Here is a 13,291-nt window from a genome sequence, read left to right as displayed (position 1 = left end):
CCGGCGGGGCATTGATTTCAACTTAGAGTTAGAAGAGTCCGGCATTTAAGGGTTTTGGACCGAGAAACGGAAAGGGAAGAAGGGAACTCACTCGCCTATGGCTTCCTTCCAAGCATCAAGAACGGCCCTTGCCCTGTCGAATATCTTTTGAGCGGCCTCTTCAAGGGCCTTCTCTGGCGTCACTTTGCCGTCGGTGACGATTCTGAACTTCGGCTTCCGGGCCATGAGAACCGGGTGCTCTATGGTGTAGCCCGCGAAGGTGACGTGCTTGTTCTCGTGGAGCACCTCGTTGAGCAGGTTGGCGAAGGTGTGATCCTCCCCCTCAAGGTAGAACTCAAGGACGTTTTCCTCACGCTTGATGACTTCAATCCTCATTTTCCTCACCCTCTAAGTGCTTGAGCAGTATCTCCAGCGCCTGCTCCTTGTTCTTCACCAGTTCGTATTTAAACTTATCCTCCTTCCACTCCGCGAGGCCGAGTTCAACGAGCAGGTCAATGACCTCCATGGGGTCAAGCCCCTTGAGAACCGCCGCCGGAAGGATGACCTCCCTTATCTGCCTGGTGGTCTGAAGGGAGACGTCCGAAAGGTACTCACCCAAGGTTCCGGTTAGAGAGACCATTTCCTCCCAGGGCATGGACGTTATCAGCTCGCCCTCCCTCACTTCAACGGTTTCACCCAGGAGTTCAAGGGTCTTCACGAGTATCGGGGTGGAGACGCTCGCTCCGGATTCACGGAGTAGGTCGTCTATCGTGTAGCGGTAGAGGCCGCGCCTGTCCGGATACAGCTTGGCCCTGACACGGTTGTGTATCTCCCGTATCCTGCGGATGGCCTCCCTGATGTCCTCCTTGGTTCCTTGGACGTTTATCTTAAGGTCGTTGAGCTTACCGTGGACGTAGATGAACGCAGGGAGGCGGAGCCTCTGAAGCTCCCTGAGGAACTCTTCCTTTTCCCTGTCGTCCCGGACGTGAATCGTTATTACCTTCTTCGCCCTGGCCATGCTCACACCTTCAGCTTTCTGTAGAGGGAGGAGAGCTTCCTCGTCTCGACGTGACCGCAGCGCGGGCAGATGAGCTTGTCGCCGCGCCTCACGAGCGGCGCCCTGCAACGGGAGCAGAGGGCGTATATAACACCCAAATCATGCCCCTTGGTCGAGAGCTGGATGGGGCTCTTTTCGTTCGCTATAACCCTCGCCCTGACGATGTCGCCTATCTTGAACTCGCTGCTCATACCATCCACGTAACCCTCCCTGACCTGGGAGATATGGATTCCCGCGAGTTTGGACGTCGCTATCTCCCTGTCGTTCCTTCCCTCGATTTTGATGAGCTGGACTATCGCGGCCTGGGGCTTTACCTCTATAACCTTGGCTATAACAACGTCACCAACCTGCGGCAGAGGCGGAGTATCAGTCACGGGTTCAACGCTGATTTCCATCCTGTCCGGGTCTATCCTTACCTTCCCAGCCCTTATTGCATAAAGCTCACCGTTCTCCTCCTTAACACCCTCGCCGGGAAAGTACTCCTCAATGACGCCAAGGTAGTCCCCGGGAAGAACCAGATCACCGTTTTTCACGCCTCTCTTTTCATCCATTCTCCCACCTCCATGAAAGTTCCAGCCAGGATTTTTTAAGTCTTTGCCATCTGGGGAGAATTTATAAAGGCCGGGGGAAAAGTTTTAGTAATTCCAATTGAGCCTATGGTGGTGGTTAGGGATGAGAATGCTTCTGATACACAGCGACTATTTGGAATACGAGGTAAAAGACAAGGCCCTTAAGAGCCCCGAGCCGATAAGCGAGGAGCAGAAGAAGGGCAGGCTTGAGGAGGTTCTGGCCGTTTTCATGAGCGTTGAAAAGGCTGACGAATCCAACCCCGAGGAAGTCGTCGAAAAGGCCATTGCCGAGATAAAAGACGTGGCATCACAGGTTAAGGCCAACAGGATATTCGTCTATCCCTTCGCGCACCTCAGCAGCGAGCTGGCCAAGCCGGACGTGGCGCTGAAGGTTCTCCAGAGGATTGAAGAGAGGCTGAGGGAGGAGGGCTTTGAGGTTAAGAGGGCACCCTTCGGCTACTACAAGGCCTTCAGGCTTTCCTGTAAGGGTCACCCGCTCGCTGAACTCAGCAGGACGATAGTCCCGAGCGGCGAGGCGGTCAGCAAGGAGGAGCGCAACATAGCCCTTGAGAAGGAGGAGGAGCTGAAGAGCTACTGGTACATCCTGACGCCCGAGGGCGAGCTGGTAGAGGTGGACAAGTTCGACTTCACCGGCCATGAAAACCTCCGGAAGTTCGCCAACTACGAGATAAGCAAGAGCAGGGTGGCTGATAGGGAGCCGCCCCACGTCAGGATAATGCTCGAGCAGGAGCTGGTGGACTACGAACCTGGAAGCGATCCCGGAAACCTCCGCTACTACCCGAAGGGACGCCTGATAAAGGGTCTGCTTGAACAGTACGTCACCGAGAAGGTCATAGAGTACGGCGCGATGGAGGTCGAGACTCCGATAATGTACGACTTCGAGCACCCGGCACTTGAGAAGTACCTCAACCGCTTCCCCGCTAGACAGTACGTCGTCAAGAGCGGCGACAAGAAGTTCTTCCTCCGCTTCGCTGCCTGTTTCGGCCAGTTCCTCATAAAGAAGGACGCCACGATAAGCTATCGCAACCTCCCGCTCAGGATGTACGAGCTGACGAGATACTCCTTCAGGAGGGAGAAGAGCGGAGAGCTTTCGGGCCTGAGAAGGCTCAGGGCCTTCACGATGCCCGATATGCACACCGTTGCGAGGGACCTCAAACAGGCGATGGACGAGTTCAAGAAGCAGTACAAGCTCAGCATGGAGGTTCTCAGGGGAGTTGGCCTCACGCCGGACGACTACGAGGTTGCCATAAGGTTCACCGAGGACTTCTGGAAGGAGAACAGGGACTTCATCGTCGAGCTGGCAAGGATAATCGGCAAGCCCGTCCTGATAGAGATGTGGAAGCAGAGGTTCTTCTACTTCATACTCAAGTTCGAGTTCAACTTCGTGGACAACCTCGACAAGGCTGCAGCCCTGAGCACCGTTCAGATTGACGTTGAGAACGCGGAGCGCTTCGGCATAACATACTACGATGAGGAGGGCAAGGAGCGCTACCCGCTCATACTCCACTGCTCGCCGAGCGGAGCCATAGAGCGCGTTATGTACGCCATCCTTGAGAAGCAGGCCAAACTCCAGGCCAGGGGAGTTAAACCTTCCTTCCCGCTCTGGCTCAGCCCGATACAGGTAAGGGTTATTCCTGTCAGTGACGAGGTCCTCGACTACGCGCTCTACGTGGCAGGGAAGCTTGAGGGGGCCAAGATTAGGGTCGACGTGGACGACACCTCCGACAGGCTCAACAAGAAGATAAGAAAGGCCGAGAAGGAATGGGTTCCATACATAATCGTTGTCGGCAAGAACGAGAAGGAGCAGGGTACGGTGACTGTCAGGAGGAGGAGCGACGGAAGGCAGGTCGAGATGCAGCTGGAGGACCTCATCAGAGAGATAAGGCAGAAGACGGAAGGCTTCCCCTACAGGCCGAGGCCCCTGCCGCTGCTCCTCAGCAGAAGGCCCAAGTTCAGGGGCTGATTTTCTTCTCCCTCTTTTCAATTACACAGCTGAGAAAAGTTATGAAAAGCCTGTCTAAGCCCCCTTCATACCCGAGGTTATCTCGTTGATGAAGTCCCTCGCCTCTTCGCTGAACTGGTCGAGCTTGACCTCCTTGCCATACTTGTCGTAGATTTTACCGTCCCTGAAGTTTATCTCAAAGACCTCGTAGCGCTCCTCGCTCTTCTCGTGGTGCTTTATACCGTGCCCCTTGAGGTGCCGTTCAAGGCTCTCGACGTCAACGTACTTGCCGCAGCTCTCGCACTTGTAGAACTGCCAGAAGATGTAGTCCTGGCCCGCGAGCATGTTGTTCTTGATGTGGTTGATGAAGGCCCCTCCAAGGTACTCGTAGAAGTCCTCCTGGATGAGGTTGCCGCCGTCCTCGACGACCTTAAAGCCGCTCCAGACTATGTGGTCGTTTATGTCCGCGAGGGTCGCCTTCAGGTAGCGGTAGGTCAGTATGAAGGCGCCGTTGTGGACGAAGAACACGCTCTTGTCGGGTATGGCGATTATCCTTATTCCCTCACCTGTTCCCTCCTCGGCCATCCTTTCGGCGTGCTCCCTGTTGTCGGCAACGTCTATAGTGACCCTGACGTTGCTTTTCTTGTGAAGCCCGATTATCCTTCCACCGTTTATCTCCCAGTGATAGTCATCCAGATATCTCACCTGGGCATAGACCTTCTTGATCCTCGGGCTAAGCTCACCGTAGGCCATTAATCACCACCGTGAGGAAATCGCGCCCAACGTTAATAAGCTTTAGCGGAAAATTTTAAAAAGGGTCGTTTCGGTAGGGGCTGCCCCGATGCTTGAAAGCTACCTTCCAAAGCGCCTCTGCCTCTTCTGGTACTCGCGGATAATCCTGAGGAAGTCTATCTTCCTGAACTCGGGGAAGTAGACGTCAACGAAGAAGAGCTCGCTGTAAGCAATCTGATACAGAAGGAAGTTGCTTATCCTCTCCTCGCCGCCGGTTCTTATGACTATGTCCGGGTCGGGCATGTTGGGGTAGTAAAGGTAATCCTTTATGAGCTCCTCATCAACGTCCTCCGGCTTAATCTTCCCGGCCAGGGCGTCCCGGACTATGTCCCTCACGGCGTCGGCTATCTCGCTCCTCCCGCCGTAGGCGAGGGCTATGTTGAGGGTGTAGTTGCTGTACTTTCTGGTGGCCTTTTCGGCCTCTTCGGCGGCTTTTCTGACGTTTTCCGGCAGCAACTCCTTCCGCCCGAGGACGTTCACCCGGATACCGTACTTGTGAACTCTCTCGTCTTCCAAAAGTTCCCTGAACTTTTCCTCGAAGAGGTTCATGAGGGCGTTTACCTCCTCGGGGGTTCTCTTGAAGTTCTCGGTGGAGAACGCGTAAACCGTCAGCGTCCTTATGCCGAGCTCGCGGCACCATTCGAGTATCTCCTCAAGCTTCTGTGAGCCGAAGAGGTGCCCGTACCAAGGTGGTTTCTCCAGTTTCCTCGCCCATCTCCTGTTCCCGTCCATTATTATGGCGACATGCCTCGGGATGCGGCCTCCTTTAACTTTATCCAGAAGGTAGCCCTCGTAGATGTCGTAAACGGGCTTGAATAAAATGTGGGGAACGTGGGAAAGGAGACGGGAAATCATGACCATCACTCAATCTTTTTCCTGCCGCTGAGGTGCATCTCGGCGAGCTCTATGTATATCTCGGCGTTCTTCTTGGTCCACTCTATCTCTTCCTCGCTGAGCTGCCTGACGACCTTACCCGGAACGCCGACGACCAGACTGTAGTCGGGAATCTCCTTGCCTGGCGGGACGAGTGCACCGGCCCCTATGACGACGTGCCTGCCTATCTTGGCACCATCCAGAATTATTGCCCCCATCCCGATGATGGTGTAATCGCCTATTTCCGCACCATGAACGACGGCGTTGTGGCCGATGGTAACGTACTTGCCGATTATCGTGGGCTGTCCGTGGGAGGTGTGTATGCTGACGTTGTCTTGGACGTTTGACCCCTCGCCCACGTAGATCTGCTCTATGTCCCCCCTGAGAACGGCAGACGGCCAGACGCTCGTCTTCGCCTCAAGAACCACATCGCCTATGACCGAGGCGGTCTCATCAATGAAAGCAGTCTCGTGAATTTTAGGCTTCTTTCCGGCCAACTCATAAATCGCCATGTCCATCACCGGCCTTAACTCCTCGACATAGCTTATAAACCTAACCGGGCAATATAGGATGAGGGAGTGCAATGAAGTACAGAAGGGGTGCCAGCGCGGAAAGGGAGCTTATAAGGATGCTCGAAAGGGCGGGCTTTGCAGTGGTGCGCTCCGCCGGGAGCAAGAAGGTCGACATAGTGGCCGGCAACGGAAGGCTCCACCTCTGCATAGAGGTGAAGAGCACTAGGGGCGAGAGACTCTACTTCACCAGTGAGGATTACGAGAAGCTCGTCTCCTTCGCCGAAAAGTTTGGCGCAAGACCTGTCATAGCGGTCAAGTTTGTGAACAACGGCTGGCGCTTCTTCCTCCCTGAAAACTTGGAAAAAAGTGGCAAAAACTATAAGGTGGGTCTGCAGACAAAGAAGTACCTCACCTTTGACGAGGTTATCGGAAGGCAGACGTCCCTCGAAGGGGTGATAAAGGGTGAAGGCTAAGGGCATAGCGCTGATAATCCTCCTGATTCCGGTTCTTCTTCCGCACGTGAGCGCCCAATCACCGCTCGTAATAGTCCCGCTCAACGATGACTTCACGGGTGTTCCTGGAGACACGATAATAATCCCGTTCCAGCTCAGAAACCTGGGGAATCAAATTGTGTCGAACGTCACTGTGTACGTTACCGGCCCAGCCGAGGGTTTTCTCTACGGGAGCAAGGTCATAAGAGATCCCATCGGGCCGAACGAAACGATTCAGGACACGATTTCCATCAAAATCCTCAACCTGGACCCCGGAAGGTACAACCTGACCCTCGTGGCAAGGGTCGGCTCCAGCTACTCCGAGGCACAGGTAACGGTCAGGGTAAGGACATTTGTGGACTACGCACTCAGCATTGACGTTAACGAGGAGTACACCTACGGTAGCAACGTCACCGTGAGACTGAAGATGACCTCCCAGGCGAACGGCGTCATAATAGGCCGGCTTGGCTATACGCTCACCCGCGATGGCAGTGTTCTGGAAACGTTCGTTACCACGATATACCTACGACCGGGCGAGAGCTGGATAAAGGACGTGAAGCTCACACGGCCCAAGGTCGGCGATTACTCCGTGTACTTCTGGGCAAACTTCAGCGGACGCTTCAAGAGCAAAACGGCAACGTTCAGGGTGTACCAGAGGAACCTGAGATACGATGCATACTTCAAGGACGGGGCCGTATACGTTCACGTTTACGATGAAAACGGCCAGGGAGTTCCGGACATAGACGTGAAGATAAACGGGATACCCTTCAAAACCGACGACGGAGGAACCGTCTCGTACCTTGTGGACAAGCCCGGAACCTACGAAGTCGTCTTGAACCTCGATGGAAGGATAGTGACGACCTTCGTCGAGGTTAGGAAGCTGTTCATAAGCGCTTCTCAGGAGAACGAAACTCTCCTTGTGAGGGTTGTAGATTCAGCCGGAAACCCCGTTCCCAACATAACGGTCACCGCCTCTGGGCCCCTCGGCAAGGACTACTCAATCACCAACGCCTCCGGGCTTGCAAAAGTGGACCTCAAAAAGACCGGCTACGGGACGATAATGCTCCGGGCAGAGAGCAGCAGGTACATAGGCGATGAGGCCAGCGTGAAGGTAACGCAACCGATCACCCCAACTCCAACGCCGACGACCACCACTGCACCTCCAACGACCACCACGACCATCCCCGCAAAGCCACCGAGGAACTACGGGCCGCTGGCGGCCATACTCCTGGTTGCGGGCGTGCTCCTGGCCGGAACATCGTATGCCGCGTTCTTCAGGCCGATAGTGCAGGAGGAGATGCTCGACAGGTACTACTTCGTCAAGGTAAAGGCACCCAGGCTGAGGGGAATCGACAACTTCAGGTTCGAGAAGGGCGTCAACGCGATAGAGGTCAGGGCCACTAAGGGTAAGGCTAAAATCGGGGACGGAACCGTTGTGTGGGAGATAGAGCACCTGGAACCCGAGGAGGAGGCCTACCTGCAGGTCATCCTCGGATGACCCCCTTTTCTTTCGTAAACCTTATTAACACGGCCGGATACATTCAGACGGAAATCTAAAGGAGGCGAAAGCCATGGTGGACATTGAACTGCTAAGGAAAATTGTGGAAGCACCGGGCGTTTCCGGCTACGAGTTCCTTGGAATAAGGGACGTCGTTATCGAGGAGCTTAAAGACCACGTGGACGAGATTAAAGTGGACAAGCTGGGCAACGTCATAGCGCACAAGAGGGGAAGCGGGCCGAGGATAATGATAGCGGCTCACATGGACAAGATAGGTGTCATGGTCAACCACATAGACAAGGAGGGCTATCTCCACGTCGTCCCCGTTGGCGGCGTCGACCCGAGAACCCTCGTGGCACAGAGGATTCGCTTCTTCACCGAGAAGGGCGAGCGCTTTGGAGTGGTCGGCCACATACCTCCCCACCTCCAGAAGCCAGAGGACAGGAAGAAGGCCGCCGACTGGGACACCATAGTTGTTGACGTCGGCGCCGACAGCCAGGAGGAGGCCGAGGAGCTCGGCTTCCGCGTTGGCACGGTTGGAGAGTTCGCCCCTGCCTTCGTCCAGCTCACCGAGAACAGGATAGCTACTCCTTACCTCGACGACAGGGTCTGCCTCTACGCGATGATAGAGGCGGCTAAAGCGGTCGAGAACCACGAAGCTGATATCTACTTCGTCGCGAGCGTTCAGGAGGAGGTCGGGCTGAGGGGTGCTCGCGTCGCGAGCTACGCCATCGACCCGGAGATAGGCATAGCGATGGACGTCACCTTCGCCAAGCAGGTCGGCGACAAGGGCAAAATCGTTCCGAAGCTTGGCGGCGGGCCGGTCATGGACGTCGGGCCGAACATCAACCCCAAGGTTCGCGCCTTCGCCGACGACGTTGCCAAGAAGTACGGTATAGAGCTCCAGGTCGAGGCCAGCCCGAGGCCGACCGGCACGGACGCCAACATAATGCAGATAAACCGCGAGGGCGTTGCAACGGCCGTCCTCAGCATACCGATACGCTACATGCACAGCCAGGTCGAGACCGCCGACATCAGGGACATTGACAGGACCATCGAGTTCGCCAAGCACTTCCTCGAGGAGCTTCGCGAGATGGATCTCACCCCGTGAGCGACTTTTTCTCTCCCATTCTCTTCTTCCCTTTGGAAAGGTTTTTCTTCCCCAAGACGAATTGAATGATGGTGGACGAGGTGAGGAAAGAGCCTGCACCGGGCTGGTTCTCGTCCCTGGATGGGGAGGTTTCATGGCCCGTGCAAGCCTTAACGGAGGCCCGAACCCCCGGAGAGGTGCGGGGGATGATACTCCTCATACCCATAGGAAACGTCGAGGAACCATTGATTGAGGCGGTTAGGGAGTTCGTGGGTTCTTACTACGCTTCCCTGGGCATCTCTGTTACTGTGGGGGACGTGCTTCCCGAGGACATGTTTTCCAGTGCTTACAATCCCCGGAGACGTCAGTACCTTGGGAGAAAGTTTCTGCTCCCTCTTTCCGAACTCGGGAGAAAAAGGAAAGCGCGCGCCGTCCTGGGAATAACCGCCCTCGACCTATACGAGGAGGGACTGAACTTCATCTTCGGCCTTGCACACGCCGGACTTGGGGCGGCGGTTATATCGACGTTCAGGCTCAGGCCCGAATTCTACGGCGATGCCCCGGACGAGAGGCTCTTCGTCGAGAGAACAATCAAAGAAGCCATGCACGAACTGGGACACGTCTTTGGCCTGGGCCACTGCCCGGATGAGCGGTGCGTTATGCACTTCTCCAACTCCATCATCGACACGGACATTAAAGAACCCTTCTACTGCCCGGTGTGCCTCAGCAGGCTCAAGAAAAACCTGGAGGTGGGGTTATGATAGAGATTGAGGTTAAGGGATACGCCGATGAAAGTGTGTTTGAGCGCGTTAGGGAGAACTTCAAGCTGATACGGAAGGAGTATCACGAGGACACATACTTCAGGCATCCGTGCAGGGATTTCGCCGAAACCGACGAGGCCCTCAGGATAAGGATAAGGCGCTTCAACGGACACTTTGAGGCATTTCTCACGTACAAAGGGCCTAAGATTGACCGGAACTCAAAGACCCGGGAGGAAATCGAGGTTCCGATAAGCGATCCCGACAAGCACACGGAGATACTCAGAAGCCTGGGGTTCGAGGAAGTCCTCACCATAGAGAAGACCCGGGAAAAGTACTACGTTGACAAGGGCATCATAATAGACCTGGACGAAGTGAACGGCCTCGGGAAGTTCATAGAGATTGAGGCCTTGGCTGATAGGGAGGAGATAGTAGAAGAAACCGTGAAGATACTCCACGAGATTCTGGAGTCCCTTGGTGTTGAGAGGTTCGAAAGACGCTCCTATCTGGAGCTAATGCTTGAAAGGGAGGTGGAGCATGGGAAAGCTGGATGAGTTCTTCAAATCTCTGGGTGAGAAAAGAAGGAAGAGATCCGAACTGGACGTTCTCGAAGAGATAGAAGGCCTCACAGGGATTGGAGAAATCAACCGGGCGGTGGAGTTAGCTGAGGAGATCGAAACGGAATCCAACAGGTTTCTGGCGCTGAGGATTATTCTGCGCTCGATCATGAAAAAACTGGTTGAGCTGAGGCGTTCGGAAAAGGGTATGGATTCAGAATTCGAATACATAAGGGAAACGGTCAAAGCACTGATACCCCTCGCCAATTCTCTCATCAATCCCCGCTACAGGGCCATACTCCTGGGAGACCTAGCTGTTCTGTTCTACTACCTCAACGATGAGCTCAATGGAGACATAGCCCTGCGAACCGCGATAAACCTCGCCAAGGACAGCGCCGATATACTCCGTGACATCCTCATGGGGCTCGTAAACGCGGGTCTGCTGAGGAAGGCGGGCTACGCTATGAAGATGGTTCGGGAACCGGAGAAGCTGGATGTCGTGCTAGTGCATCTTGCCGAGATGTTCTATCGCACTGGCGACGTCCACAGGGCAAGACTGATAATTGACCACATCTCCAGCCCGTTTCACAGAGCGATGGCCCTTTACTATCTCGCAGAGGTAGAGGGAGAGAGAAACAGGGAGAAGGCCCTGAAGATACTTGACGAGGCATTCAAAATCGCCGATGATGTGGAGGACCCAGACGCCAGATTTGAGCTCATGCTCAAGCTCTACGACCTCAAATACACCCTCCTTGGGAGGGCGCTCACCCTGGAGGATATTCTATCCCGGAGAGAAGCTCCTCCTCAGTGATGGCCGGCACCTTCATCATCCCTCTCTTTCTGAGCTCGTGGGATATCTCAAGGCTGGGGGGAAGTTTTACACCCAGTCTCTTCAGCGTCTCGGCCTCGTCAGCTATATCCCTTGGGGTTCCCTCAAGGACTATCTCCCCGTCTGCCATCACAAGCACCCTGTCGGCGAAGTGGAGGATGTAGTCTGTGTGGTGCTCCACCAGAACTACAGTGATGCCGTGCTCCTTACGGAGGAGGGAAACCAGTCCCAGGACTTCCTTCCGTCCGACAGGATCGAGCTGAGACGTCGGCTCATCCAGAACCAGGACAGCCGGCTCCATAGCCAGGACAGCCGCTATGGCCAGTCTCTGCTGCTGTCCCCCACTCAGGTTGGGCGGAAACTCTCTCTCAAGTCCCCTAAGCCCGGTCACCTCCAGCGCCCATCTGAGCCTTCTGAGTATCTCGTTCCTGTCAAACCCCAGGTTCTCAAGGCCAAAGGCTATCTCCTCTTCGACGGTCATGTTGAAGAGCTGACTCTCTGGATTCTGGAGGACAAGGCCGACGAGCGTTGAAAGCTTCGCCACGGGCGTTTCTTTGGTGTTGTACTCCTCCCCGGTTTCTGGGTCTCTGACTATAACATCACCCGAGAAGTCACCCTTTATTGAGTTGGGAATTATACCGTTAAGGGTCAGACAGAGCGTTGACTTCCCGCTCCCGCTCGGTCCGATTATCCCAAGGAGCTCCCCCTGTCTAACATCAAAGCTCACGTTCTTCAGCGAGTACTCACTCGCCCTTCTGTACCTGAAGCTAAGGTTCTCCACGCTTATGATGTTCATCTCCTCGTCACCACCCTCGGGGCGAGGAAGAACACGCTTATAATGAACACGAGGGTTGAGAATATCTCCAGCCTTCCAATCCACATGTGAAGGATGAGGAGGATTTTGAGATCAACCGGCAGTGTGGGTGACGTTATCCCCACGCTGAGACCAACGTTGCCCTGGGCGGAGGCGACCTCAAAGAATGAATCCGCGAGTCCAGTTCCAAGCCGAATCATGAGGTAGAGGGTGCCCATGAGGAGGAATGCGAAGTACGTCATCGTGAAGCTCATAACTTCCTGGATGTCCTCCTCACTGAACAGGTAGTTGCCCACCTTCCTCTTGATGACGGCACCCTTTGGAAGTATGGCACTCTGGAGGGTCCACTTGAGGCTCTCGTACATCAGTATAACGCGGATGAGCTTTATACCACCCGCGGTGCTTCCCGCGCCACCGCCGATGACCATAAGAATGCCCAGGATGAACTTATCAAGCTCCGGATACTTACTCAGATCCGCGATTCCGAATCCAGTACATGTTATGGCAGAAACGGAGTGGAAAATCGCCTGCCGGAGGGCTTCTCCTATACCATCTCCAACCTGGGCGAGGCCCAGGGCTATCACCGCTATCGCGGGGAGTAGAAAGATGAACATGTACTTAACTTGGACGTCCTCGAAGAAGGGCTTGAGATGTCTGTCCCTGAAGATCCTGTAGTGAACCGTGAAGTTGACGGCACCCATTATCATGAGGAATATCGTGACGGCCTCTATGGAGGTGCTGTTGAAGTAGCCGATGCTCAGGTCATGACTGCTCATACCACCCGTTCCAAGGCCTGTCATGGAGTGTATAACGGCATCGAAGAGGGGCATGCCGTTAATGTAGTAGAGATACACGCCGACCAGCGTGAGAACCAGATATATCTGGAAGATAACCTTCGAGGTGTTCACGAGGTTGGGCACTATCCTTTCGCTTCTCGCCTCGGCGCGGTAGAGCCTAGCCGCCGCAACGCCAGGGCGGATGAGAACTGTCAGCGCGACCAGCACGATACCGATTCCACCGAGCCACTGCATCCACGCGCGCCAGAAAAGAAGTATGCGCGGGTAACTCTCAAGGTTGCTCATCATGGTGAGGCCCGTTCCGGTCCATGCGCTCATGCTCTCGAAGTAGGAATCCACGAAAGACATGTTGGCTATGTATATGAAGGGTATAACGCTTATGAACGAAGCGAAAAGCCATGTGAAGGCAGCCGAGACCATGGCCTGTCTGAGATTGACGTCCTCAACCTTACCCATGTGCCTCGCGAGCCACGCGCCGAGCAGAATGGAGAACACTCCGGGGAGGGCAAAGTACACGACGTAGTTGATTTCATCGGGATAGAACCATACGAGCAATACCGGAAAGAGGTACGCCAGACCAACGCCCTGCAGGATTGCCCCGATGAGATTTTTAACCACGAAGATGTCGTCGGAGATGTTTATGTACTTCCTGAGCTCTAGCATGGGCCCACCGTAGAGGTAGGGTCTGCATTAAATAAAAGGTTTTTCCCGG

15 protein-coding genes are annotated in these 13,291 nt (G+C 54.8%); 7 read left to right on the top strand and 8 right to left on the bottom strand.

Annotated features, from left to right (window positions below; all coding sequences use genetic code 11):
- Positions 1-87: 87 nt before the first annotated feature.
- The 3 genes from E3E37_RS01710 to E3E37_RS01700 are packed head-to-tail and all read right to left on the bottom strand — an operon-like array spanning position 88 to position 1,587.
- Positions 88-375: a DNA-directed RNA polymerase subunit L gene (locus E3E37_RS01710; protein WP_088864332.1), complete on the bottom strand. Its 288-nt coding sequence runs from the start codon at positions 373-375 to the stop codon at positions 88-90.
- Positions 365-997 carry a DUF2067 family protein gene (locus E3E37_RS01705; protein WP_167714521.1) on the bottom strand — a complete coding sequence of 211 codons (633 nt, stop codon included), beginning with the start codon at positions 995-997 and terminating at the stop codon, positions 365-367. Before E3E37_RS01705 ends, E3E37_RS01710 begins: the two co-directional genes overlap by 11 nt.
- A 2-nt stretch (positions 998-999) precedes the next feature.
- Positions 1,000-1,587, bottom strand: a complete 588-nt coding sequence (locus tag E3E37_RS01700) for an exosome complex RNA-binding protein Csl4 (RefSeq protein ID WP_088864330.1) — start codon at positions 1,585-1,587, stop codon at positions 1,000-1,002.
- A gap of 121 nt (positions 1,588-1,708) precedes the next feature.
- Between E3E37_RS01700 and E3E37_RS01695 the strand changes: the two genes are divergently transcribed.
- Positions 1,709-3,589 (top strand): threonine--tRNA ligase, encoded by a 1,881-nt coding sequence (locus E3E37_RS01695; protein WP_167714520.1) that lies wholly within the window; start codon positions 1,709-1,711, stop codon positions 3,587-3,589.
- Positions 3,590-3,643: 54 nt separating this feature from the next.
- On the opposite strand, the gene E3E37_RS01690 is transcribed toward E3E37_RS01695, so the two are convergent.
- From E3E37_RS01690 to E3E37_RS01680, 3 genes are all read right to left on the bottom strand, one after another.
- A complete protein-coding gene (locus E3E37_RS01690) occupies positions 3,644-4,321 on the bottom strand; it encodes a TBP-interacting protein (RefSeq protein ID WP_167714519.1) in 678 nt (225 codons plus the stop codon).
- A gap of 99 nt (positions 4,322-4,420) precedes the next feature.
- The gene (gene uppS / locus E3E37_RS01685) at positions 4,421-5,215 is read right to left on the bottom strand and encodes a polyprenyl diphosphate synthase (RefSeq protein ID WP_088864327.1); all 795 of its coding nucleotides are present in this window, start codon (positions 5,213-5,215) and stop codon (positions 4,421-4,423) included.
- Between the two features lie 5 nt (positions 5,216-5,220).
- A complete protein-coding gene (locus tag E3E37_RS01680; protein ID WP_167715252.1) occupies positions 5,221-5,745 on the bottom strand; it encodes a gamma carbonic anhydrase family protein in 525 nt (174 codons plus the stop codon).
- 71 nt (positions 5,746-5,816) lie between these two features.
- On the opposite strand from E3E37_RS01680, the gene hjc reads away from it, so the two are divergent.
- The 6 genes from hjc (at position 5,817) to E3E37_RS01650 (ending at position 10,950) form a co-directional block, all read left to right on the top strand.
- Positions 5,817-6,218, top strand: a complete 402-nt coding sequence (gene hjc, locus E3E37_RS01675; RefSeq protein ID WP_088864325.1) for a Holliday junction resolvase Hjc — start codon at positions 5,817-5,819, stop codon at positions 6,216-6,218.
- The gene (locus E3E37_RS01670) at positions 6,208-7,734 is read left to right on the top strand and encodes a hypothetical protein (RefSeq protein WP_167714518.1); all 1,527 of its coding nucleotides are present in this window, start codon (positions 6,208-6,210) and stop codon (positions 7,732-7,734) included. Before hjc ends, E3E37_RS01670 begins: the two co-directional genes overlap by 11 nt.
- 73 nt (positions 7,735-7,807) lie before the next feature.
- Positions 7,808-8,845: a lysyl aminopeptidase gene (locus tag E3E37_RS01665; RefSeq protein ID WP_167714517.1), complete on the top strand. Its 1,038-nt coding sequence runs from the start codon at positions 7,808-7,810 to the stop codon at positions 8,843-8,845.
- A 185-nt stretch (positions 8,846-9,030) separates the two neighbouring features.
- Entirely contained in the window at positions 9,031-9,585 is a 555-nt protein-coding gene (locus E3E37_RS01660) for an archaemetzincin family Zn-dependent metalloprotease (RefSeq protein ID WP_167715251.1), read from the top strand.
- Entirely contained in the window at positions 9,582-10,136 is a 555-nt protein-coding gene (gene cyaB, locus E3E37_RS01655; protein WP_167714516.1) for a class IV adenylate cyclase, read from the top strand. The genes E3E37_RS01660 and cyaB overlap by 4 nt, the downstream gene beginning before the upstream one ends.
- Entirely contained in the window at positions 10,120-10,950 is an 831-nt protein-coding gene (locus E3E37_RS01650) for a hypothetical protein (RefSeq protein ID WP_167714515.1), read from the top strand. The genes cyaB and E3E37_RS01650 overlap by 17 nt, the downstream gene beginning before the upstream one ends.
- Here the strand turns inward: E3E37_RS01650 and E3E37_RS01645 are convergent.
- Both E3E37_RS01645 and E3E37_RS01640 read right to left on the bottom strand, forming a co-directional pair.
- Entirely contained in the window at positions 10,904-11,764 is an 861-nt protein-coding gene (locus E3E37_RS01645) for an energy-coupling factor ABC transporter ATP-binding protein (RefSeq protein WP_167714514.1), read from the bottom strand. The genes E3E37_RS01650 and E3E37_RS01645 overlap by 47 nt on opposite strands.
- Positions 11,761-13,242, bottom strand: coding sequence for a TrkH family potassium uptake protein (locus tag E3E37_RS01640; RefSeq protein ID WP_167714513.1), 1,482 nt, complete (start codon positions 13,240-13,242; stop codon positions 11,761-11,763). Before E3E37_RS01640 ends, E3E37_RS01645 begins: the two co-directional genes overlap by 4 nt.
- Positions 13,243-13,291: the final 49 nt, after the last annotated feature.

This window comes from Thermococcus sp. ES12 (genome assembly GCF_012027515.1).
Taxonomy (GTDB): domain Archaea; phylum Methanobacteriota_B; class Thermococci; order Thermococcales; family Thermococcaceae; genus Thermococcus; species Thermococcus barossii.
Note: the sequence above shows the minus strand (reverse complement) of the source record. Positions and strands in the feature narration are given on the sequence as shown.

Bases quoted from the DNA above. Each gene is read 5' to 3' on its own strand.
- E3E37_RS01695 (WP_167714520.1), top strand. From the start codon at position 1,709: ATGAGAATGCTTCTGATACACAGCGACTATTTGGAATACGAGGTAAAA.
- hjc (WP_088864325.1), top strand. From the start codon at position 5,817: ATGAAGTACAGAAGGGGTGCCAGCGCGGAAAGGGAGCTTATAAGGATG.
- E3E37_RS01665 (WP_167714517.1), top strand. From the start codon at position 7,808: ATGGTGGACATTGAACTGCTAAGGAAAATTGTGGAAGCACCGGGCGTT.
- E3E37_RS01690 (WP_167714519.1), bottom strand. From the start codon at position 4,321: ATGGCCTACGGTGAGCTTAGCCCGAGGATCAAGAAGGTCTATGCCCAG.
- E3E37_RS01660 (WP_167715251.1), top strand. From the start codon at position 9,031: ATGATACTCCTCATACCCATAGGAAACGTCGAGGAACCATTGATTGAG.
- E3E37_RS01700 (WP_088864330.1), bottom strand. From the start codon at position 1,587: ATGGATGAAAAGAGAGGCGTGAAAAACGGTGATCTGGTTCTTCCCGGG.
- E3E37_RS01680 (WP_167715252.1), bottom strand. From the start codon at position 5,745: ATGGCGATTTATGAGTTGGCCGGAAAGAAGCCTAAAATTCACGAGACT.
- cyaB (WP_167714516.1), top strand. From the start codon at position 9,582: ATGATAGAGATTGAGGTTAAGGGATACGCCGATGAAAGTGTGTTTGAG.
- E3E37_RS01710 (WP_088864332.1), bottom strand. From the start codon at position 375: ATGAGGATTGAAGTCATCAAGCGTGAGGAAAACGTCCTTGAGTTCTAC.
- E3E37_RS01650 (WP_167714515.1), top strand. From the start codon at position 10,120: ATGGGAAAGCTGGATGAGTTCTTCAAATCTCTGGGTGAGAAAAGAAGG.
- E3E37_RS01645 (WP_167714514.1), bottom strand. From the start codon at position 11,764: ATGAACATCATAAGCGTGGAGAACCTTAGCTTCAGGTACAGAAGGGCG.
- E3E37_RS01705 (WP_167714521.1), bottom strand. From the start codon at position 997: ATGGCCAGGGCGAAGAAGGTAATAACGATTCACGTCCGGGACGACAGG.
- E3E37_RS01640 (WP_167714513.1), bottom strand. From the start codon at position 13,242: ATGCTAGAGCTCAGGAAGTACATAAACATCTCCGACGACATCTTCGTG.
- uppS (WP_088864327.1), bottom strand. From the start codon at position 5,215: ATGATTTCCCGTCTCCTTTCCCACGTTCCCCACATTTTATTCAAGCCC.